Source organism: Streptomyces sediminimaris, from assembly GCF_047049295.1.
GTDB classification, from domain to species: domain Bacteria; phylum Actinomycetota; class Actinomycetes; order Streptomycetales; family Streptomycetaceae; genus Streptomyces; species Streptomyces sediminimaris.
Genome location: NZ_JBJWOT010000001.1, coordinates 3,395,762 through 3,416,614, shown reverse-complemented (window position 1 = coordinate 3,416,614; position 20,853 = coordinate 3,395,762). Strand labels below are relative to the sequence as shown.

Sequence of the window (20,853 nt, the reverse complement as noted above, 5' to 3'; positions counted from 1 at the left end):
GCTCGCGTCCACTGTGTTTGTTCTGAGGCAACGACCGTGTGGTGTCCGGTTGTAACTTCATAGTGTTTCGGTGGTTATAGCGTGAGGGAAACGCCCGGTTACATTCCGAACCCGGAAGCTAAGCCTTACAGCGCCGATGGTACTGCAGGGGGGACCCTGTGGGAGAGTAGGACGCCGCCGAACAATCTTTGAGAAAACCCCCGGCCGGGGATACCGGTTCGGGGGTTTTCTGCGTTCCGGGCTCAGCTGTTTTCGGGGGCTCTCGAGAAAGAGCCCCCTTGTCCTGTGCAGGGTGTCCTACAGACGGCCGGCCGTCTTCAGTGCCAGATACGCGTCAGCCAGCGCCGGCGCCAGTTCGTCCGGCGTCTCGTCGACCACGGTGACGCCGTGGCGGCGGAGTTGTTCCGCGGTGCGGTGGCGTTCGCTCTGGGCCTGGGCCGCGGCCGCGGCGTCGTAGACGGCTTCGGTGTCGCCGCGGGATCTGGCCATCCGGGCGACGTGTGGGTCGGCGACCGAGGCCAGCAGAACCGTATGGCGCTGGGTGAGTCGGGAGAGGACGGGAAGCAGGCCCTCTTCGACGGGCGCGGTGTCGAGGCTGGTGAGGAGCACGATGAGTGAGCGGCGGGGGGCCGTGCGGAGCGCGGTCGCCGTCAGGCCCCGGGCGTCCAGTTCGACGAGTTCGGGTTCGAGGGTGGCCATCGCGTTGACCAGGGAGGGAAGGACGTCGCGGGCCGTGCGGCCCTGCACGTGGGCGCGTACCCGGCGGTCGTAGGCGAGCAGGTCCACCCGGTCGCCGGCGCGTGCGGCCAGGGCCGCCAGGAGCAGAGCCGCGTCCATGGAGGCGTCGAGGCGAGGAACGTCGCCCACGCGGCCCGCGGACGTCCGGCCGGTGTCCAGGGTCAGGAGGATGTGCCGGTCGCGTTCTGGGCGCCAGGTGCGTACGGCCACCGTGGACTGCCGGGCGGTCGCGCGCCAGTCGATGGAGCGGGTGTCGTCGCCGGGGACGTACTCCCGCAGGCTGTCGAATTCTGTTCCCTCGCCGCGGATGAGCACGCTCGTACGGCCGTCCAGTTCGCGGAGGCGGGCGAGCTTCGAGGGCAGGTGCTTGCGGCTGGTGAAGGGCGGCAGGACGCGTACCGTCCAGGGGACCTCGTGGGCGCCTTGGCGGGCGAACAGACCCAGCGGGCCGTACGAGCGGATCGTCACCCGGTCCGCCCGGCGGTCGCCGCGGCGGGTCGGGCGCAAGCGTGTGGTGAGGCGCCGGCGTTCGCCCGCGGGAATGGTGAGCAGGTGGCGGGAGGCCGCCACCTCCGTGCCGGGTGCCCAGCTGCTCGGTGGCCAGGCGTCGCGCAGGCGGGCCCGCAGGACCCGGCGGGACGGGTTGGCGACGGTGAGGGTGACGTCCGCGGTCTCGCCCAGGCGAACGTTGGTGTCGCCGGAGCGGGTCAGGCCGAGGCGCCGTACCGGAGCCGCGAGCGCGAAGTCGCAGGCGCAGGCCACGGCGATGGGGGCGTTCACGGCGAGGAGGCCCGTCCAGCCGGGATCCCAGATGCCGACGGGCAGGGAGCCGAGGGCCGCGAGGAGCGCGGCGCGTCCGGTGATGGCCATCAGCGGGGAACGGGGACGTGCGCGAGGATCGCGTTGATGACGGAGTCCGCCGTGACGCCTTCCATCTCCGCCTCGGGGCGCAGTTGCACGCGGTGGCGGAGGGTGGGCAGGGCCAGGGCCTTGACGTCGTCGGGGATGACGTAGTCGCGGCCGGTGAGCCATGCCCACGCGCGCGAGGTGGCCAGCAGGGCCGTGGCACCGCGCGGGGAGACGCCCAGGGTGAGGGACGGGGACTCGCGGGTGGCGCGGCAGATGTCCACCACGTAGGCGGTGATCTCCGGGGAGATCGACGTCTTGGCGACGGCCGCGCGGGCGGCCTCCAGGTCCGCCGGGCCGGCGACGGGGCGTACGCCCGCGGCGCGCAGGTCGCGCGGGTTGAAGCCCCCGGCGTGGCGGGTGAGGACGTCGATCTCGTCCTGGCGGGAGGGCAGAGGGATCGTCAGCTTGAGGAGGAAGCGGTCCAGTTGTGCCTCGGGGAGCGGGTACGTGCCCTCGTACTCGACCGGGTTCTGGGTCGCGGCGACCAGGAACGGGTCGGGGAGCGGGCGAGGGGTGCCGTCGACCGTGACCTGACGTTCCTCCATGGCCTCCAGCAGGGACGACTGGGTCTTCGGGGGTGTGCGGTTGATCTCGTCGGCGAGGAGCAGGTTGGTGAAGACCGGGCCGGGCTGGAAGGAGAACTCGGCGGTGCGGGTGTCGTAGACGAGTGAGCCGGTGACGTCGCTCGGCATCAGGTCCGGGGTGAACTGCACGCGCTTGGTGTCGAGTTCGAGCGCGGACGCCAGGGCGCGGACGAGCAGGGTCTTGGCGACTCCGGGGACGCCCTCGAGCAGGACGTGTCCGCGGCAGAGAAGGGCGACGACGAGGCCGGTCACGGCGGGGTCCTGGCCGACCACGGCTTTGGCGATCTCGGCGCGCAGGGACTCCAGGGAGGCCCTGGACCGGCCCGGATCCCCTGCGTACCCGGCGTTGTCAGTGGTCGGGTCCATCATGGACGGCGTACCTCTCTTTCGAGGGCGTCGAGTTGGTCGGCGAGTGCGATGAGGGCCGTGTCGTCGCTGGGCGGCGGGCCGAAGAGGAGGGAGCGCAGGGCCTGTCCGTCGCCGCGGAGATGGGCGGACAGGGCGGGGAGCAGGGCCTCGGGCGCGTGCGCCTGGGTGACGGGGACGCCGACGAGGGGGGCGAGGCGGATGCGGGTGGAGGAGCGAAGAGCGGCCGCCGCGCGGTCGCGGGCGTTCGCCTTGCGGTAGAGGCGGGCACGGCCTTCGACGGTTTCGGAGGCGCGGATTGCCACGGGAAGTCTTTCGGGCACGAGGGGGCCGAGTCGGCGTGCCCGCCAGAGGGCGGTGAGGGCCGCCGCGACGAAGAGCTGCAGTGTGCCCCAGAGCCAGCCGGAGGGCAGCAGGTCGAGGAAGCCCTTCTTCCCGCCCGTGCCGGTGGCCGAGGTGTCGGAGAGCGAGGGGAGGTACCAGACCAGATGAGGGCGGGAGCCGAGGAGCTGGAGGGCGAGCGAGGCGTTGCCCTGCTTGTCGAGGCGGTCGTTGAGGAGGATGTCGGGCGCGCCGAGGACGACGGTGTCGCCGTTGCCGGAGGCCGCCGGGACGCGCAGGAGGGTGGACAGGCGCTCGCTGGGGTAGCACTCGTCGGCGTCGAGGCGGGTGGTGCTGTAGCGGATACCGCCGGTGTCCGCGCTGCCGGCCCGGCGGGCGGCGGGCAGACGGCAGTCGGGGGCGAGCGTGGAATCGAAGCTGATGGCGGGATCAGCGGTGACGTCGGGGACGAGTTCTTCGACGGACGAACTGCCGGGGGCGACGAGGACCGTGCGGCCGCCGGAGGCCGCGATCGAGGAGTGCAGCCGGGTCTGCTGGGGGCGCGTCAACAGGTCGGGGACGGCGACGAGCAGAGTGGTGTCCGGAGCGGCCGCAGCGCGGGCCTCGTCCAAGGTGGTGACCACGCGCGTGGCCACCCCGCGCTCGGCGAGCAGTTCGGCGACGGCGCGGCTGCCGTAGGGGCCGACGGACCGGGGGTCGAGTTCGCCGTGCCGGGTGTCGGAGCGGACCACTGCGATCACGACGGCCGCCGCCAGCAGGAGCACGACGGCGAGTACGACGCCCCGCGCGCGGGTCCACACCTGGCGGGCGGTGGGCGAGGCCGAGGTGGACGGAAGCGTGGCCCCGGTGGTCATCCGGCGGCTCCCTGGCGGGCGCTGTCGGCGGTGGTGAGGCTGCTGCTCGCGAGGTGGGGCTTGCTGCGCCCGAGGTCGCGGTCGAGCTCGGTCATGCGGTGGTACGACTCCTCGGTCGCGCTTCGGCCGCCGTATGTCACGTCGTCGAAGTCCCGGGCGGCGGTGCGCAGCCGGTCGGTGTGGGAGGGCAGGGCGCGGCCCGCTTCGGCGGCCGCTTCGTCGGCGGTGCGGCCGGGGCGTACGTCCAGCAGCGCGCGCTCCTCCAGGGAGCGCACGATGGCGCGCATGCGCTCCTGGACGGCCTGGTTCCAGTGGCCCTGGGCGGCGTGCGCCTCGGCGGCCGCGCGGTGTTCGGCGGCGCTGCGGGGGCGGTCGTCGAACAGGGCGGCCGACGAGACGGGTTCGCGGCGAGGGGTGCCCAGGCGCCACCACAGCGCGCCCAGCACCGCGACGACGGCCACGACGATGACGACCAGGCCGAGCGTGCCACCGGGCGTGGCGGACGCGGCCGAGCCGAAGAGCTTGTCGAGCCAGTCCCAGAAGGCGTTCAGGGCGCGCTGGAACAGGCTCGGGTCGTTCTCGTGGTACAGGTGCTTGGACAGCTCGCGCCGGGCCGCGTCCCGCCCGGCGTCCCGCGAGATCGTCACCGGTGGCTCGTCACCGGAGCGGGCCTGTGACAGCCGCGTGGTGTCGCCGGCCCGCAGCAGCATCCGTACGGCCGGTGCGGCGGCGTGTGGCAGGGCCGCGGGCACGGTGAGAACTCCCCCCGTCAGGCTCACGGCATCAGCCTCTCGAGCCGGCGTCGGCGCCGTAGCCCTCGAGACCGGCGGCCCGGGCCAGTTCGAGGTCGAGGGCCTCCCGGCGAATGCGCTGGTCGACGTAGAGGAGCACGGTGACGCCGGCGTTGATCGGGTACGTGATCATGGAGCCGATCACCGAGCCGATCCCGCTGATGATGAGGAAGGTCCAGCCCAGATCGCCGGTGCCGCTGGTGAGGAACCCGGTGATGCCGCTGCCGCTGAACGCCGCGGCGATCAGGGTGAAGGGGATGACGACGATCGCCGAGATGATGTTGGCGATGATCCCGGCCAGCAGCAGGATGCCGAACACCCGCCACCAGGAGCCCCGGACGAGCTTCGCGGACCGGCTCATCGACTTCACCACGCCCCGCTTCTCCAGCATCAGGGCGGGCGAGGCGAGGGAGAAGCGGATCATCAGCCACAGCGCGACGACGCCGCCGCCGAGGCCGCCCAGGACGGCGAGCGCGAGACCGGCCGCGGAGTTCCCGAAGACGGCCACCAGGATCCCGGGAAGCATGCCGCCGAAGACGATCGCGGCGGCGATGAGGAGCAGCAGCAGGATCAGGCCGAGCAGCTTGAGCACCTGGGGGCGGGCGTCGCGCCATGCCTCGCCGGTGGTCACGGGCCGGCCGAGGACGGCGCGGCTGGTGACGGAGGTGAGCAGGGCGGTCGCGGCGACCGTGGCGACCAGGGAGACCAGGAAGATCGCGCCGGAGCTGAGCATGGCCTCGCCCAGGGCACGCGTCAGCTCGTGCGCGGTGGCGCTCGGGTCGTCGAGGGCCGCGGTGCTGGTGTCGTCGAGCACGAGGCCCCGGAGCAGGATGACGATGATCTCCGTGACCACCGCGACGGTCAGCGAGATGCCCAGGACCGTGCGCCAGTAGGTGCGCATGGTGGAGACCGCGCCGTCGAGGATCTCGCCCACGCCGAGCGGGCGGAGCGGGATGACGCCCGGCTTGGCGGCGGGCGGGGGGCCGCCCCAGCCGCCGCCCCACGCGGGGTGGCCGGGGGCGCCGTAGGGGCCGTGGCCCTGGTGGGGCCGGGAACCCCAGCCGGGGCCGGGCGGTGGAGGCGGCGGGCCGGGCCGGGCGGAGTTGCCGGGCCCCGCGGGCGCGGACCACTGGCCTGGTGGCGGCTGCTGCCTGGACCACTGCGAGCCGCCGCCCTGCGCGTCGGCAGTGTCCTGCGGGGCGGGACCGGGCTGCTCCGCGGGCTCCGCGGGACCGGGACGGTCAGCAGGGCCGGACGCGCCGGATCCCTGCCCGTCGGAGGGGGCAGATCCGGGCGAGGCCCAGCCCGGAGTGTCTTTCATCGTCGCTCCTTCACGGTGCCCGTCCGCGGTCGCGGCTGCAGGTTGGCAGCCATCGTGCCATGGGGTGGTCGCCCGGGTACCGGCCGCGGTATGGCCTGGACACCTTCAATTGTCCGCCGCGGAAGGGGCAGACTGATCGCATGGCTGATCAGCAGGCGCATTCCGGCGAAGACAGCAGGCCGACCGAGATCCCGGTGCTCCGATGGGAGGAACCACCCGAGGGGCCGGTACTCGTCCTGCTCGACCAGACGAGGCTGCCGGCGGAGGAGGTCGAACTGGTCTGCACGGACGCGTCGGCGCTGGTGGAGGCTATCCGCTCGCTCGCCGTGCGCGGGGCGCCGCTGCTCGGGATCGCGGGAGCGTACGGCGTCGCGCTCGCCGCCGCGCGCGGCTTCGACGTGGACGAGGCCGCGGCGGTGCTCGCGGGCGCCCGGCCCACCGCCGTGAACCTCGCCGTCGGCGTGCGCAGGGCGCAGGCCGCCTACCGGGCGGAGAGCGCCAGGAGCGGTGACGGCCCGCGGGCCGCGCGTGCGGCGCTCACCGCCGCCCGGCAGCTGCACCAGGAGGACGCCGCGGCCAGCGCCCGGATGGCCGAGCGCGGCCTGGCGCTGCTCGACGAGCTGCTGCCGGCCGGCGGGCACCGGGTTCTCACGCACTGCAACACCGGGTCGCTGGTGTCCGGGGGAGAGGGGACGGCGTTCGCGGTGGCGCTCGCGGCGCACCGGGCCGGGAGGCTGCGGCGGCTGTGGGTGGACGAGACGCGTCCGTTGCTGCAGGGCGCTCGGCTGACCGCGTACGAGGCGGCGCGCAGCGGCATGGCGTACACGCTGCTCACGGACAACGCGGCGGGCTCGCTGTTCGCGGCCGGTGAGGTGGACGCCGTGCTGATCGGGGCGGACCGGATCGCGGCCGACGGGTCGGTGGCGAACAAGGTGGGGAGCTATCCGCTCGCGGTGCTGGCGCGGTACCACCATGTGCCGTTCATCGTGGTGGCGCCGGTGACGACGGTGGATCCGGACACCCCGGACGGCGCGTCGATCGAGGTCGAGCAGCGGCCCGGTCACGAGGTCACCGAGATCGTGGCGCCTCAGGCGCCGGTGATGGGGGCGGAGGCGGGGGGCGGGATCCCGGTGGCGCCCCTGGGGACGCAGGCGTACAACCCGGCGTTCGACGTGACGCCGCCCGAACTCGTGACGGCGATCGTCACGGAGGAGGGCACGGTCTCGCCCGTGACCGCCGAGGCGCTGGCCGAGCTGTGTGCCAGGTCGCGGCAGGTGTCGATCGGCTGAGCGGGACCGGTGGCCGAGCCGGTGCACGGAGGGCCGCGCGGGTGCCGGCACGTCCCGCCGGGCCGTTCCTGCGGCCTCCGCCGGACCCACGCTGTGCTCCGGGTGCGCTTACGCTGGGTGATTGACGTCCGTTGATGACATCGGCGTCAGCGGACGAGGCAGACAGTGACGGCGGAGTACGACTATCGTCACGGGCCAGTGACCCTGCTCACCAGCGCCTCTGCCACTGTTACGAGAATGGGATGATGTCGTTTATGAAGGGACGAGTCCTTGTCGTCGACGACGACACGGCACTGGCCGAGATGCTCGGCATCGTGCTGCGTGGTGAAGGTTTCGAGCCGTCTTTCGTAGCCGACGGCGACAAGGCGCTGGCCGCCTTCCGTGAGAGCAAGCCCGACCTGGTGCTGCTCGACCTGATGCTGCCCGGACGGGACGGCATCGAGGTGTGCCGTCTGATCAGGGCGGAGTCCGGGGTGCCGATCGTGATGCTCACCGCCAAGAGCGACACCGTCGACGTGGTGGTCGGGCTGGAGTCGGGCGCCGACGACTACATCGTCAAGCCGTTCAAGCCGAAGGAGCTCGTCGCCCGCATCAGGGCGCGGCTGCGGAGGTCGGAGGAGCCGGCGCCGGAGCAGCTGGCCATAGGCGACCTCGTCATCGACGTGGCCGGCCACTCCGTGAAGCGGGACGGGCAGTCGATCGCGCTGACGCCGCTGGAGTTCGACCTGCTGGTCGCGCTGGCGCGCAAGCCGTGGCAGGTGTTCACGCGCGAGGTGCTGCTCGAGCAGGTGTGGGGCTACCGCCACGCCGCGGACACCCGGCTGGTGAACGTACATGTGCAGCGGCTGCGCTCCAAGGTCGAGAAGGACCCCGAGCGGCCGGAGATCGTGGTGACCGTCAGGGGCGTCGGTTACAAGGCAGGGCCGAGCTGACATGTCCGGTCACAGTGCCGCTTCGGCGCCCGGGCCGGGCGAGGCCCGCGCGAAGCGGCCTGTCGGCCGGGAGACGGCCGGTTCCCGCTGGGAGCGCCTGCTGGAGGGCGGTCTGCTGCAGGGTGGCGTCCAGGGCAGCCCCGTCCTGCGTCTTTTCATGCGCTGGGTGCGCAGGCCGCTGCTGCCGGTCATGCGGCTGTGGCGCCGCAACATCCAGCTCAAGGTCGTCGTCACGACGCTGCTGATGTCTCTCGGCGTCGTCCTGCTGCTGGGCTTCGTCGTGATCGGGCAGGTGCGCAACGGCCTGCTGGACGCCAAGGTGAAGGCCTCGCAGAGCCAGGCCACCGGCGGCTTCGCGGTGGCCAAGCAGAAGGCCGACGAGGCCGCGGCCGGAACCACCGACGCCACGACGGCGACGGACGGCCGGCCCTCGCAGAACGTCATCCAGTGGATGAGCGACCTGGTCTCCTCGCTCTCCAGCGGCGGCCAGGGCGCCTTCGACGTGGTGACCCTGCCCGCCGGGGACAACGGCGGCGGCGGGCGCGGTCCGCGCGCCTCCGGCGACGTCGACCCCTCCGCCAGCGTCCCCGAGGACCTGCGCACGCGGATCGGCGACAGCACAGGGGCCGCACAGAGCTACACCAGCATCGTCTACAGCAGCGACAAGCCGTCCCAGCCGGCACTGGTCATCGGCAAGCAGGTCAACGACCCGAACGGTGACCCGTACCAGCTGTACTACCTCTTCCCGCTCACGCAGGAGGAGAAGTCGCTGAGCCTGGTCAAGGGCACCCTGGCGACCGCCGGGCTCTTCGTCGTCGTCCTGCTGGGCGCCATCGCCTGGCTGGTGGTGCGGCAGGTGGTGACGCCGGTGCGGATGGCGGCCGGGATCGCCGAACGGCTGTCCGCCGGGCGTCTTCAGGAACGTATGAAGGTCACCGGCGAGGACGACATCGCGCGCCTCGGTGAGGCCTTCAACAAGATGGCGCAGAACCTGCAGCTGAAGATCCAGCAGCTGGAGGACCTGTCGCGGATGCAGCGGCGGTTCGTGTCGGACGTGTCCCACGAGCTGCGGACGCCGCTGACGACCGTACGGATGGCCGCGGACGTCATCCACGAGGCCCGGGAGGACTTCGACCCGGTCACCGCGCGGTCGGCGGAGCTGCTCGCCGACCAGCTGGACCGGTTCGAGTCGCTGCTCGCGGACCTGCTGGAGATCAGCCGGTTCGACGCGGGGGCGGCGGCGCTGGAGGCGGAGCCGATAGACCTCAGGGAGGTCGTGCGGCGGGTCGTCAGCGGTGCCGAGCCGCTCGCCGAGCGCAAGGGCACGCACATACGCATGGCGGGCGACCAGCAGCCCGTCGTCGCGGAGGCGGACGCCCGGCGCGTGGAGCGGGTGCTGCGCAATCTCGTCGTCAACGCCGTGGAGCACGGCGAAGGCAGGGACGTCGTCGTCAAGCTCGCCGCGGCGGGCGGGGCGGTCGCGGTCGCGGTGCGCGACTACGGCGTCGGGCTCAAGCCCGGCGAGGCCACGCGCGTGTTCAGCCGTTTCTGGCGGGCGGACCCGGCACGCGCGCGTACCACCGGCGGTACGGGCCTCGGCCTTTCCATCGCCCTGGAGGACGCGCGGCTGCACGGCGGCTGGCTGCAGGCGTGGGGCGAACCGGGCGGTGGCTCGCAGTTCCGGCTGACGCTGCCGCGGACCGCGGACGAGCCGCTGCGGGGCTCGCCGATACCGCTCGAGCCCAAGGACTCACGGCGCAACCGGGGTCTCAACGACGCGGGGTTGCCCCGCGGTGGCGGTGACAAGGCCGCCACCGTGCCCGCACAGTCGACCGGGGACCAGATGAGGGCGATGGCCCCGCGGCTGAACGGCGCGGCACCCACCGTGGACCCGACGGCGCTGCCCGGCAACGGCGCGCGAGTGGTGCCCAGGCCCGCCTCGGGAGCGCGACGGCGGGAGGAAACGCCCGGTGAGAGCGGGACGCCCGGCGAGGTCCCGGGCCCTGCGGGCACCGCGCAGGAGGATCCGAAGAGGCAGGGAGAGGCATTCCGTGGGCGCTGACCGTGACAGGGGTGGCCGGCGCACAGCGGCTCGTACGGCGGCGTACGGCGTCTGCGGTGTCGTACTTCTGGCGGGGTGCGCCTCGATGCCCGACAGCGGGGACGTGAGCGGTGTGGACTCCACGCCCCGGCAGGACACCCAGGTACGGGTCTTCGCCATGCCGCCCCCGGAGAACGCCCAGCCCTCCGACATCCTCTCGGGCTTCCTCGAGGCACTGACCAGTGACGATCCGAACTATTCGACGGCGCGCCAGTACCTGACCAAGGCGGCGTCGCGGGCGTGGAAGCCGGGACTGTCCAGCACCGTCCTGGCCGACGGGCCGGGCATCGACTCCAACCGCCTGGGCGGCCGCCAGGACAGTGACGACCTCACGTTCACGCTGACCGGCACGAAGGTCGCCAGGGTGGACGCGCAGCAGGCGTACTCGCCCGAGCACGGGGCGTACGACGAGCCGGTGCACCTCTCGCGGGACAAGAAGACCAGGCAGTGGCGCATCGACACGCCGCCCCAGGGCGTCGTCATGGGCAAGTCGGACTTCCAGCGCAACTACATGGCCGTCAACAAGTACTACTTCGCCACGGACGCCGCGGCCGGGTCCGCGTCGCGGCCCGCGGCCGTGGCGGACCCGGTGTACGTGCGCCGGCGTGTGGACCCCATGACGCAGACGGTGCGCTCGCTGCTCAGCGGGCCCACCAACTGGCTCGATCCCGTGGTGTGGACGAGTTTCCCCACCGGCACGGCCCTGCAGAAGGGCGTCACCACGCTGACACCCGACGACCAGAACAAACTGACCGTGCCGCTGAACGCGTACGCCGCCCGGGTCGGTGCGCACAAGTGCAGCGAGATGGCGGCCCAGCTCCTGTTCACGCTGCAGAACCTGACCCCGGCGGTGGACGAGATCGCACTGCGGTCCGGCAGGAAGCAGCTGTGCTCGCTCGCGGAGGAGCGGGCCGACGCCGTCGCCTCGCGCGGCTCGGCGGAGCAGCCCAACTACCTGTACTTCCTCGACGACAGGAGCCGGCTCGTACGGCTGGAGGCCGGCGGCAGCGACACCAAGCCGGACCCGGTGCCCGGCGCGCTGGGCGAGGGCGGCCGGGAGCTTGGATCGGTGGCCGTGTCACGGCACGAGGACACGGGGGCCGCGGTCACCCGCGACGGCAGGAGCCTCTACGTCGCGTCGCTGGCGTCCGGCAGTTCGCTCGGCACCCCCGTGCTGGTCAGCCACGGCAAGACGGAGCAGGAACGGCTGACCGCGCCCAGCTGGGACGCGAACGGCGACCTCTGGGTGGCCGACCGCGACCCCGGCAAGCCCCGGCTGCTCTTCCTCGAACAGGGCAAGGGCGAGCCTCTCGAGGTGAGGGTCCCGGGTCTGAACGGCCGTATCCAGGAGGTCCGGGTGGCCGCCGACGGCGTGCGGATCGCGCTCGTGGTGGCGAAGGGCGGCAAGGCGTCGCTGCTCGTCGGGCGGATCGAGCGGCGCCAGGAGTCCGGGCAGGCGAGGCCGGCGGTCTCGGTGCTTGAACTGCGCTCGGCCTCACCGCAGTTCGAGGACGTCACCACCATGTCATGGGCCGGGGACAGCCGGCTGGTGGTGGCCGGCCGCGAACAGGGCGGGGTGCAGACCATGCGGTACGTCCAGGCGGACGGCTCCACGCCGGAAGGCCCGGCACCCGCGGCCCTGAGCGGCATCAAGGAGATCACCGCCGCCGACACCGACAGCCTGCCGATGGTGGCGTACTCGGAGGACGGGATCGTGCAGCTGACGTCCGGGGCGCAGTGGCAGAAGGTCACACAGGGGTTGTCGCCCGTCTATCCCGGGTGAGCCCCGGCCCCGCGCAGGGCCGCCTCGCGCCTGGGCCGCGTTGTCCACAGGGAGTTTTCCACAGGGGTGGCCGGGCGGCTCGGGCGTTGGCACAGTGGTGGGCATGCGGGGGTGGTGGCAGGACCTCACCGACCTGGTGCTGCCGGCCGAGTGCGGAGGCTGCGGGACGCCTCGCACGGTGCTCTGCGAGGAGTGCCGTGCCGCCCTGAGCGGGGCCGCACCGGGCCGGGTGCGGCCGGTGCCGGAGCCGCCCGGGCTGCCCGTGGTGCACGCGGCCGCCCGGTACGCCGACGAGGTCCGGGCCGTGCTGCTGGCGCACAAGGAGCGCGGCGCGCTGGCCCTCGCCGCACCGCTCGGCACGGCCTTGGCAGGGGCTGTGCGCTCGGGGCTCGTGACGGCGTCGGGTGCGGGGGCCGTGAGCGGTGGCCCCGTGGGCGGCGGCCCGCCCGTGCTGCTCGTTCCCGTTCCGTCCTCGCGCGGGGCGGTGCGCGCACGGGGACACGATCCGGCGCGGCGGATCGCGCTCGCGGCGGCGGGTGAGCTGCGGCGGGCCGGGACCGCGGCCCGGGTGCTCGCGGTGCTGCGGCAACGCCGTGCCGTGGCCGACCAGTCGGGGCTGAACTCTCGGCAGCGGCTGGAGAACCTCGCCGGCGCGCTGGCGGTGGCGTCCGGCGCAGAGCGGCTGCTGCGCGCCGGGCCGGTCGTGCTCGTGGACGACCTGATGACGACGGGCGCCTCTTTGACGGAGGCGGCGCGTGCCGTGCGGGCGGCGACGGCGCCGCGAGACGGCACGATTCCGCTCGGAGATTCGACCGGCGCCGTGTACGCGGGAGCTGCGCGGGAAGTCATGGGGGAACAGAGGACTGGATCAACAGGAGCGAAAGAAGAAGGGACCGGCCGAGGGCACGCAGTGCCGCTTTCAGCGGGCGCGCGCGGTGCGGGTGACGTGGTCTGCGCGGCTGTGGTCGCAGCCCCGCCGGATTCCTTCGAAATGAACCGGAACTGACTGCGAAGTTGCATCGTTGCAGGTAATGAGAGGGTCAATTCACCTGAACGGAGGTACGCCGCAGTAGAGGGTGACGACATCCGTCCGGGCGAGATATGTTCGGTTGTGAGAGAAAGGCGCAGGCCATCCCTCGCATACCCGAATGCCGGGCTGCGGGTTTTCACAATCACCCGCAGCGGTGGAGTGGAGATCTTGTCCGCGGGGGAGGAGGTGGAAGTCACCGAGTCCGAGGTTCCGGAGCTGCCGGAGCCTGGTGCGAAAGGGAGATGCTCCGCCGCCGAAGCGGAGTGATCCGGGAACGGAGTTCTGCGTGGACATCGTCGTCAAGGGCCGCAAGACCGAGGTGCCCGAGCGGTTCCGCAAGCACGTGGCCGAGAAGCTGAACCTGGAGAAGATCCAGAAGCTCGACGGCAAGGTGATCAGCCTCGACGTCGAGGTGTCCAAGGAGCCCAACCCCCGACAGGCCGACCGGTGCGACCGAGTGGAGATCACGCTCCGCTCCCGCGGCCCGGTGATCCGGGCGGAGGCGGCGGCCAGCGATCCGTACGCCGCGCTCGACATGGCGGCGGAGAAGCTGGGGGCCCGCCTGCGCAAGCAGCACGACAAGCGGTTCTCCCGCCGCGGCGCGCGCAGGATCTCGGCGGCCGAGGTCCCCGACCACGTCCCCGGCGCGGCCACGCTCAACGGCAACGGCGAAGCGGTCCGGGACGAAGAGCCGGACGGCGTGCCCACCAAGAAGATCGGCTCCCTGGAGGTCAAGGGCGAAGGCCCCCTCGTCGTGCGCGAAAAGACCCACGTCGCCGCTCCGATGACGCTCGACCAGGCCCTGTACGAGATGGAACTGGTCGGCCACGACTTCTATCTGTTCGTCGACTCCGAGACCAAGGAGCCGAGTGTCGTCTACCGGCGGCACGCTTATGACTACGGCGTCATCCACCTCAGCACGGACCCGATGGTCGCCCAGGCGCATGCTCCCGCGCCGGGCGGCACGCTGGGCGGCTGACGCCCGCGCCTGACGGCTGAGCCGGTGCCCCTGGAGCGCCCCTGCGCCCCCAGGGGCACCGGCGTGCGACCACTTCGCGACCCGCTCTGTCACCGCGTTGTCGCCCGGGCATGGAATCATGGCCGCAACGGCCCAACCGGTGGGCCGCTGCCTTGGGTTGGCGTTGGCACAGCACCACAGGCCACAGCCTCAGGGGGAGGAACGATGGCGGACAGCTTCGGACCGATGCACGACGAGGATGCCGACGACGGCGTCGTCGCCATGGGCCCGCAAGCGGGCTCTCCACGCAAGGAGCCGATCAGAGTCCTTGTCGTGGACGACCACGCCCTCTTCCGCCGGGGCCTGGAGATCGTGCTCGCCGCCGAGGAGGACATCCAGGTCGTCGGGGAGGCGGGGGACGGCGCGGAGGCCGTGGACAAGGCCGCCGACCTGCTGCCCGACATCGTCCTGATGGACGTGCGGATGCCCAAGCGGGGCGGCATCGAGGCCTGCACCTCCATCAAGGAGGTGGCCCCCAGCGCCAAGATCATCATGCTGACGATCAGCGACGAGGAGGCCGACCTCTACGACGCGATCAAGGCGGGCGCGACCGGTTATCTGCTCAAGGAGATCTCCACCGACGAGGTGGCCACCGCCATCCGCGCGGTGGCCGACGGGCAGTCGCAGATCAGTCCGTCCATGGCGTCGAAGCTGCTCACCGAGTTCAAGTCGATGATCCAGCGGACCGACGAGCGCCGGCTGGTCCCCGCCCCGCGGCTGACCGACCGCGAGCTGGAGGTGCTCAAGCTCGTCGCCACGGGGATGAACAACCGGGACATCGCCAAGGAGTTGTACATCTCCGAGAACACCGTGAAGAACCACGTGCGCAACATCCTGGAGAAGCTGCAGCTGCACTCCAGGATGGAGGCGGTGGTGTACGCGATGCGGGAGAAGATCCTCGAGATCCGGTGAGGCTCAGCCGAGCGTGCGGGTGAGTTCCCTGGCCAGGGGCTCGCGCAGTCCCGGTGCCGCCACCCGCTCCACGCGTACGTCCGTGCAGTCCACCCAGCTCGCCGCCTCCACCAGGGCCTGGGCCACCGAGGGCACCGCCTTGGGGCCGTCCAGCGTGACCTGCCTGGCCACGAGCGTGCGTCCCTCGCGGGCCGGGTCGACACGGCCGACCAGACGGCCGCCGGCGAGCACCGGCATCGCGAAGTACCCGTGGACCCGCTTCGGCTTGGGGACGTAGGCCTCCAGGCGGTGGGTGAAGCCGAAGATCCGCTCCGTGCGTGCTCTTTCCCAGATCAGGGAGTCGAAGGGGGACAGGAGCGTGGTGCGGTGGCGGCCGCGCGGCGGGGTTCGCAGGGCCGCCGGGTCGGCCCAGGCGGGCTTGCCCCAGCCCTCGACCGTGACCGGGACCAGACCGGAGTCGGCGATGACCGCGTCCACCTGCTCGCCCTTGAGGCGGTGGTAGTCGGCGATGTCCGCGCGGGTGCCGACGCCCAGGGACTGGCCCGCCAGGCGGACGAGGCGGCGCAGGCACTCGGTGTCGTCCAGTTCGTCGTGCAGCAGGTCCTGCGGGATCGCGCGCTCGGCGAGGTCGTAGACCCGCTTCCAGCCGCGGCGCTCCACGCACACCACCTCGCCGTACATCAGCGCGCGCTCGACGGCGACCTTGGTGCCGGACCAGTCCCACCACTCGCTGGTGCGCTTCGCGCCGCCCAGCTCCGTGGCGGTGAGCGGGCCCTCGGCGCGCAGCTGCTTGACGACCTGGTCGTAGGCGCCGTCCGGGAGTTCGTGGTTCCAGTGCGGGCGGCCGCGGTAGGCGCGGCGGCGGAAGGCGAAGTGGGGCCACTCCTCGACGGGGAGGATGCAGGCGGCGTGCGACCAGTACTCGAAGGCGTGCGGATGGGCGGCCGGGGCCTTCCAGTAGGCGCGCTCCACGGTCTTGCGGCCCACCGCGCCGAGCCGGGCGTACGGGATGAGCTCGTGGGAGCGCGCCAGGACCGAGATCGTGTCCAGCTGGACCGCGCCGAGGTGGCGGAGGACGCCGCGGACTCCGGCCCGCCGGTCCGGGCTGCCGAGGAGGCCCTGGGCGCGGAGCGCGATGCGGCGGGCGTCGTCCGCCGAGAGGTCGGTGGTGGGGCGCGGGGTCGTCATGGTCCGCACGATAGAAGGCGGGACTGACAATCGCCGATGACCTGCGGATACGTGAGCGGACGACCGGGGTCTCAAGGCGCTAGCTAGAGGCGCCCGGCGCGGGCAGGTAGGGCGCCGTCGAGGGCAGGCCCAGGTCCGAGGGCAGCAGCGAACCCACCCAGCAGTCGCGGCGCACGCCCTGGTGGACGATCGCGGAGCGCAGGATGCCCTCGACGACGAAACCGGCGCGTTCCGCCACCGCGCGTGAGGCCCTGTTGCCCACTTCCGCGCGCCACTCCACGCGGTCGACCGACAGGTCGGTGAAGGCCCAGCGGGAGGCGGCGACGGCGGCCTCGGTGACGTAGCCCCTGCCGCGGTGCTGCCTGGCGCCCCAGAAGCCGATCTCGGTGACGCTCAGGGAACGCATCGTCAGGCCCAGCATGCCCACCAGGTCCTCACCTTCGGGGAGGAAGAGACCGAAGGTGAGCATCGAGCCGCTCGCCCAGCCCTCGGGGACCAGCTGGTGGGTGAAGGCCCGCGCGTGCTCCGGAAGATAGGGCGAGGGGATCGTGGTCCAGCGCAGGATGTCGGGGTCCTGGGCGGCGGCGTGCACGGCGTCGGTGTGCTGGGGGCCGACCGTGCGCAGAAGGAGTCGGGCGGTCGTGAGCGTCACGGGTTCCATCGGCCGATTCTGCGGGGACGGCCGGCGAGGACGCCATTTTCTGGCCGTGCGTGAGCGGGTGATCACAATTCGCGCAATTCGGGGCCGGGGCGCGGCACCATCCGCCCGGCCCGTGCGTTGTCCCTTTTGAAGAAGATTTTGAAGCGGTACGAGGAGCCGTGCGCGCTCGTCGTCCCGGCAGGCTCCCGGCTTGGTGGGGTCCTCGCATACGATGGCCGTTGCTCAGTACGTCAAATGGAAACCGACCGTCCCAGGCCCGACCGGCAAGGAGACCAACCCCCGTGTCCGTCCTTTCGAAGATCATGCGTGCAGGCGAAGGCAAGATCCTGCGCAAGCTGCACCGCATCGCGGACCAGGTCAACTCCATCGAAGAGGATTTCGTCGCCCTCTCCGACGCCGAGCTGCGGGCGCTCACCGATGAGTACAAGCAGCGTTACGCGGACGGCGAGAGCCTGGACGACCTGCTTCCCGAGGCGTTCGCCACCGTGCGCGAGGCGGCCAAGCGCGTCCTCGGCCAGCGCCACTACGACGTGCAGATGATGGGCGGCGCCGCCCTCCACCTCGGCTATGTCGCCGAGATGAAGACCGGCGAGGGCAAGACCCTGGTGAGCACCCTGCCGGCGTATCTCAACGCGCTGTCGGGAGACGGCGTCCACATCATCACGGTCAACGACTACCTCGCCGAGCGCGACTCCGAGATGATGGGCCGCATCCACAAGTTCCTGGGCCTGAGCGTCGGCTGCATCCTGGCCAACATGGCGCCGGCCCAGCGCCGCGAGCAGTACGGCTGCGACATCACCTACGGCACGAACAACGAGTTCGGCTTCGACTACCTCCGCGACAACATGGCGTGGTCCCAGGACGAACTCGTCCAGCGCGGGCACAACTACGCCATCGTCGACGAGGTCGACTCCATCCTCGTCGACGAGGCCCGTACGCCGCTGATCATCTCCGGCCCTGCCGACCAGGCCACCAAGTGGTACGGCGACTTCGCCAAGCTGGTGCTGCGCCTGAAGAAGGGCGAGGCGGGCAATCCGCTCAAGGGCGAGGAGGAGACCGGCGACTACGACGTCGACGAGAAGAAGCGGACCGTCGCCATCCACGAGTCGGGCGTCAGCAAGGTCGAGGACTGGCTGGGCATCGACAACCTCTACGAGTCGGTGAACACGCCTCTGGTGGGCTACCTGAACAACGCCATCAAGGCCAAGGAGCTCTTCAAGAAGGACAAGGACTACGTCGTCATCGACGGCGAGGTCATGATCGTCGACGAGCACACCGGCCGTATCCTCGCCGGCCGCCGCTACAACGAGGGCATGCACCAGGCGATCGAGGCGAAGGAAGGGGTGGACATCAAGGACGAGAACCAGACCCTCGCCACGATCACCCTGCAGAACTTCTTCCGCCTCTACGACAAGCTCTCCGGCATGACCGGTACGGCGATGACCGAGGCGGCCGAGTTCCACCAGATCTACAAGCTCGGCGTGGTCCCGATCCCGACCAACAGGCCGATGATCCGCATGGACCAGTCGGACCTCATCTACCGCACCGAGGTCGCGAAGTTCGAGGCGGTCGTCGACGACATCGCCGAGAAGCACGAGAAGGGGCAGCCGATCCTCGTCGGTACGACGTCGGTCGAGAAGTCCGAGTACCTCTCGCAGCAGCTCTCCAAGCGCGGCATCCAGCACGAGGTGCTGAACGCCAAGCAGCACGACCGTGAGGCGACGATCGTCGCCCAGGCCGGCCGCAAGGGCGCTGTCACCGTGGCCACCAACATGGCCGGCCGCGGTACGGACATCAAGCTCGGCGGCAACCCCGAGGACCTCGCCGAGGCGGAGCTGCGCCAGCGCGGCCTCGACCCCGAGGAGCACCTCGAGGAGTGGGCCGCGGCCCTGCCGGCCGCCCTGGAGCGGGCGGAGCAGGCGGTGAAGGCCGAGAAGGACGAGGTCGAGGAGCTCGGCGGCCTGTACGTGCTGGGCACCGAGCGGCACGAGTCGCGCCGTATCGACAACCAGCTGCGCGGCCGCAGCGGCCGTCAGGGCGACCCCGGCGAGTCCCGCTTCTACCTCTCGCTCGGCGACGACCTGATGCGGCTGTTCAAGGCCCAGATGGTCGAGCGCGTGATGTCGATGGCGAACGTCCCGGACGACGTGCCGATCGAGAACAAGATGGTCACCCGCGCGATCGCGTCCGCCCAGTCGCAGGTCGAGCAGCAGAACTTCGAGACCCGTAAGAACGTCCTGAAGTACGACGAGGTCCTCAACCGCCAGCGCGAGGTCATCTACGGCGAGCGCCGGCGTGTCCTGGAGGGCGAGGATCTGCAGGAGCAGATCGGCCACTTCATGGATGACACGATCGACGCGTACATCGCCGCGGAGACCGCCGAGGGCTTCGCGGAGGACTGGGACCTGGATCGGCTGTGGGGCGCCTTCCGGCAGCTCTACCCGGTGAAGGTGACCGTCGAGGAACTGGAGGAGGCGGCCGGCGACCGGGCCGGACTGACCGCCGAGTACATCTCCGAGTCCATCAAGGACGACATCCACGAGCAGTACGAGGCGCGGGAGACGCAGCTCGGCTCGGAGATCATGCGTGAGCTGGAGCGCCGGGTCGTGCTCTCCGTCCTCGACCGCAAGTGGCGCGAGCACCTCTACGAGATGGACTACCTCCAGGAGGGCATCGGCCTGCGCGCGATGGCGCAGAAGGACCCGCTGGTCGAGTACCAGCGTGAGGGCTTCGACATGTTCACCGCCATGATGGAGGGCATCAAGGAGGAGTCCGTCGGCTACCTGTTCAACCTGGAGGTCCAGGTCGAGCAGCAGGTCGAGGAGGTCCCGGTCGAGGACGCGGCGCCGGTCGACATGGACAAGCAGGACGCCGTGCCGGCGCAGGCGGGTGCCCGCCCGGAGATCCGCGCGAAGGGACTGGACGCCCCGCAGCGGCGCAACCTCCACTTCTCCGCGCCCACCGTGGACGGCGAGGGCGGCACCATCGAGGGCGACTTCGTCGGCGACGACGAGCCGGTGCGCTCCGAGGCCGACGGCCTCACGCGCGCGGAGCGCCGCAAGCAGGCGCGGGGCGGGCGTCGCCGTAAGAAGTAGGCGCCGCAGGCAGGAAGAGGCACTGCAAGGAGCAGGCGCCGCAAGAAGCACGCATGGCGGCTCTGAAGGGCCGGGTCACCTCCGGGGGACCCGGCCCTTCGGCGTGCCGAGCGGGCCGGTGAGATCTGCCGCTCTTCGGCAGTGCCCCGCAGCGGCGCGGGAGGAGGAGCGCGGCCGGCCGCGACGGTGCCGCGGCAGGCGCGGGCGCATGCCGGGGCACTTCGGCGGAGCGCTCAGTCGTCGCCGGTGGGGCGCGGTGGCCGCGGACCGCCGAGCTCCACCGCCGTGCAGCGCCAGCGGAGGTCCCGGCCGCGCTCCAGACGGAAGGCCATGGCCCGGAGCTGGTCGCCGGCCCCGACGCGGGCGAAGGCCTCGACGGCACCGGGCCGGGCCTCGTAGTAGCCGATGTCCCGGACGACCGGGCGGGCGCCGCGGGCGCGCAGCGGGCCGCGCTCGGCGAGCCAGGCCAGTTCGTCGTAGGCGCGGCCCGCGGTGTGCCCGAGCATCGCGTGGACCGGGCGCCGGCCGCTCAGCACGGCGACCAGGAGCTCGGCGAAGAGATCGGTGGGCCGGGGCTGCGGCGCGGGTCCGGTGGGGGCGGCGGCCGTGGTCCTGACCGGCGCGGCAGGGACCGACGGCGGGCGGTTGTCGGCGGGGCGGGAGCCGGGGGAGAGGGCGCCGGCCCGGGAGCGCGGCGGTCGGCCGCCGCCCGGCGCGGTGCGGGTCCGGGTGCCGCCCGGTACGCGGGGCGGGGCGCCGCCCGGGCGGCGGGAGTCGCGGCGGCCGGGCGGGCGGGAGCCCGGCTCGTGCTGTGCCCTGGTCATGACCTTGTGCATACGCGTCCCCGTTCCGTGGGCCCGGTGGATACCGGACGGTAACTTGCTGTCGGAGATCTTGTACGGGGTGGAAAGAGGCGGCAGCAAGGACCCGCGGACCCGG

The 20,853-nt window shown here is 71.9% G+C and carries 16 protein-coding genes and 1 rRNA gene; 9 read left to right on the top strand and 8 right to left on the bottom strand.

Annotated features, from left to right (window positions below):
* Positions 1-66 precede the first annotated feature (66 nt).
* A 5S ribosomal RNA gene (gene rrf / locus ACJ9NR_RS15760) occupies positions 67-183 on the top strand.
* Positions 184-297: 114 nt separating this feature from the next.
* On the opposite strand, the gene ACJ9NR_RS15755 is transcribed toward rrf, so the two are convergent.
* Genes ACJ9NR_RS15755 through ACJ9NR_RS15735 form a run of 5 tightly spaced genes read right to left on the bottom strand, consistent with a single transcriptional unit; the run spans position 298 to position 5,905 of the window.
* Positions 298-1,608 carry a DUF58 domain-containing protein gene (locus tag ACJ9NR_RS15755; RefSeq protein WP_412488197.1) on the bottom strand — a complete coding sequence of 437 codons (1,311 nt, stop codon included), beginning with the start codon at positions 1,606-1,608 and terminating at the stop codon, positions 298-300.
* Positions 1,608-2,597: an AAA family ATPase gene (locus ACJ9NR_RS15750; protein ID WP_412488841.1), complete on the bottom strand. Its 990-nt coding sequence runs from the start codon at positions 2,595-2,597 to the stop codon at positions 1,608-1,610. Before ACJ9NR_RS15750 ends, ACJ9NR_RS15755 begins: the two co-directional genes overlap by 1 nt.
* Complete coding sequence (locus ACJ9NR_RS15745; RefSeq protein WP_412488196.1) at positions 2,597-3,793, bottom strand: DUF4350 domain-containing protein; 1,197 nt, start codon at positions 3,791-3,793, stop codon at positions 2,597-2,599. The genes ACJ9NR_RS15750 and ACJ9NR_RS15745 overlap by 1 nt, the downstream gene beginning before the upstream one ends.
* Positions 3,790-4,572, bottom strand: coding sequence for a DUF4129 domain-containing protein (locus tag ACJ9NR_RS15740; RefSeq protein WP_412488195.1), 783 nt, complete (start codon positions 4,570-4,572; stop codon positions 3,790-3,792). Before ACJ9NR_RS15740 ends, ACJ9NR_RS15745 begins: the two co-directional genes overlap by 4 nt.
* 4 nt (positions 4,573-4,576) lie before the next feature.
* Positions 4,577-5,905: a DUF7847 domain-containing protein gene (locus ACJ9NR_RS15735; RefSeq protein ID WP_412488194.1), complete on the bottom strand. Its 1,329-nt coding sequence runs from the start codon at positions 5,903-5,905 to the stop codon at positions 4,577-4,579.
* A gap of 140 nt (positions 5,906-6,045) precedes the next feature.
* Here ACJ9NR_RS15735 and mtnA point away from each other — a divergent pair, with 140 nt between their 5' ends.
* From mtnA to ACJ9NR_RS15700, 7 genes are all read left to right on the top strand, one after another.
* Positions 6,046-7,194: an S-methyl-5-thioribose-1-phosphate isomerase gene (gene mtnA, locus ACJ9NR_RS15730; RefSeq protein WP_412488193.1), complete on the top strand. Its 1,149-nt coding sequence runs from the start codon at positions 6,046-6,048 to the stop codon at positions 7,192-7,194.
* Positions 7,195-7,436: 242 nt separating this feature from the next.
* Positions 7,437-8,126, top strand: coding sequence for a two-component system response regulator MtrA (gene mtrA / locus ACJ9NR_RS15725; RefSeq protein ID WP_187284748.1), 690 nt, complete (start codon positions 7,437-7,439; stop codon positions 8,124-8,126).
* A 1-nt stretch (position 8,127) separates the two neighbouring features.
* The gene (gene mtrB, locus ACJ9NR_RS15720) at positions 8,128-10,188 is read left to right on the top strand and encodes an MtrAB system histidine kinase MtrB (protein WP_412488192.1); all 2,061 of its coding nucleotides are present in this window, start codon (positions 8,128-8,130) and stop codon (positions 10,186-10,188) included.
* Entirely contained in the window at positions 10,178-12,010 is a 1,833-nt protein-coding gene (locus ACJ9NR_RS15715; protein ID WP_412488191.1) for an LpqB family beta-propeller domain-containing protein, read from the top strand. The genes mtrB and ACJ9NR_RS15715 overlap by 11 nt, the downstream gene beginning before the upstream one ends.
* Positions 12,011-12,113: 103 nt before the next feature.
* Positions 12,114-13,016, top strand: coding sequence for a ComF family protein (locus tag ACJ9NR_RS15710; RefSeq protein WP_412488190.1), 903 nt, complete (start codon positions 12,114-12,116; stop codon positions 13,014-13,016).
* A 310-nt stretch (positions 13,017-13,326) separates the two neighbouring features.
* The gene (hpf, locus tag ACJ9NR_RS15705) at positions 13,327-14,019 is read left to right on the top strand and encodes a ribosome hibernation-promoting factor, HPF/YfiA family (RefSeq protein WP_412488189.1); all 693 of its coding nucleotides are present in this window, start codon (positions 13,327-13,329) and stop codon (positions 14,017-14,019) included.
* A gap of 204 nt (positions 14,020-14,223) precedes the next feature.
* On the top strand, positions 14,224-14,970 hold the full coding sequence (locus ACJ9NR_RS15700) for a response regulator (RefSeq protein WP_412488188.1): 747 nt from the start codon (positions 14,224-14,226) through the stop codon (positions 14,968-14,970).
* Positions 14,971-14,973: 3 nt separating this feature from the next.
* On the opposite strand, the gene ACJ9NR_RS15695 is transcribed toward ACJ9NR_RS15700, so the two are convergent.
* A complete protein-coding gene (locus ACJ9NR_RS15695) occupies positions 14,974-16,158 on the bottom strand; it encodes a winged helix-turn-helix domain-containing protein (RefSeq protein WP_412488187.1) in 1,185 nt (394 codons plus the stop codon).
* Positions 16,159-16,237: 79 nt separating this feature from the next.
* Positions 16,238-16,819: a GNAT family N-acetyltransferase gene (locus tag ACJ9NR_RS15690; protein WP_412488186.1), complete on the bottom strand. Its 582-nt coding sequence runs from the start codon at positions 16,817-16,819 to the stop codon at positions 16,238-16,240.
* Between the two features lie 281 nt (positions 16,820-17,100).
* On the opposite strand from ACJ9NR_RS15690, the gene secA reads away from it, so the two are divergent.
* Positions 17,101-19,914, top strand: coding sequence for a preprotein translocase subunit SecA (gene secA, locus ACJ9NR_RS15685; RefSeq protein WP_412488185.1), 2,814 nt, complete (start codon positions 17,101-17,103; stop codon positions 19,912-19,914).
* Between the two features lie 233 nt (positions 19,915-20,147).
* On the opposite strand, the gene ACJ9NR_RS15680 is transcribed toward secA, so the two are convergent.
* The gene (locus ACJ9NR_RS15680) at positions 20,148-20,750 is read right to left on the bottom strand and encodes an Rv3235 family protein (protein WP_412488184.1); all 603 of its coding nucleotides are present in this window, start codon (positions 20,748-20,750) and stop codon (positions 20,148-20,150) included.
* Positions 20,751-20,853 lie beyond the last annotated feature (103 nt).

Excerpts from the sequence above, each read along its gene's own strand:
- ACJ9NR_RS15755 (WP_412488197.1), bottom strand. The coding sequence starts at position 1,608 with ATGGCCATCACCGGACGCGCCGCGCTCCTCGCGGCCCTCGGCTCCCTG.
- ACJ9NR_RS15750 (WP_412488841.1), bottom strand. The coding sequence starts at position 2,597 with ATGGACCCGACCACTGACAACGCCGGGTACGCAGGGGATCCGGGCCGG.
- ACJ9NR_RS15745 (WP_412488196.1), bottom strand. The coding sequence starts at position 3,793 with ATGACCACCGGGGCCACGCTTCCGTCCACCTCGGCCTCGCCCACCGCC.
- ACJ9NR_RS15735 (WP_412488194.1), bottom strand. The coding sequence starts at position 5,905 with ATGAAAGACACTCCGGGCTGGGCCTCGCCCGGATCTGCCCCCTCCGAC.
- mtnA (WP_412488193.1), top strand. The coding sequence starts at position 6,046 with ATGGCTGATCAGCAGGCGCATTCCGGCGAAGACAGCAGGCCGACCGAG.
- mtrA (WP_187284748.1), top strand. The coding sequence starts at position 7,437 with ATGATGTCGTTTATGAAGGGACGAGTCCTTGTCGTCGACGACGACACG.
- mtrB (WP_412488192.1), top strand. The coding sequence starts at position 8,128 with ATGTCCGGTCACAGTGCCGCTTCGGCGCCCGGGCCGGGCGAGGCCCGC.
- ACJ9NR_RS15710 (WP_412488190.1), top strand. The coding sequence starts at position 12,114 with ATGCGGGGGTGGTGGCAGGACCTCACCGACCTGGTGCTGCCGGCCGAG.
- ACJ9NR_RS15700 (WP_412488188.1), top strand. The coding sequence starts at position 14,224 with ATGGCGGACAGCTTCGGACCGATGCACGACGAGGATGCCGACGACGGC.
- ACJ9NR_RS15695 (WP_412488187.1), bottom strand. The coding sequence starts at position 16,158 with ATGACGACCCCGCGCCCCACCACCGACCTCTCGGCGGACGACGCCCGC.
- ACJ9NR_RS15690 (WP_412488186.1), bottom strand. The coding sequence starts at position 16,819 with ATGGAACCCGTGACGCTCACGACCGCCCGACTCCTTCTGCGCACGGTC.
- ACJ9NR_RS15680 (WP_412488184.1), bottom strand. The coding sequence starts at position 20,750 with ATGCACAAGGTCATGACCAGGGCACAGCACGAGCCGGGCTCCCGCCCG.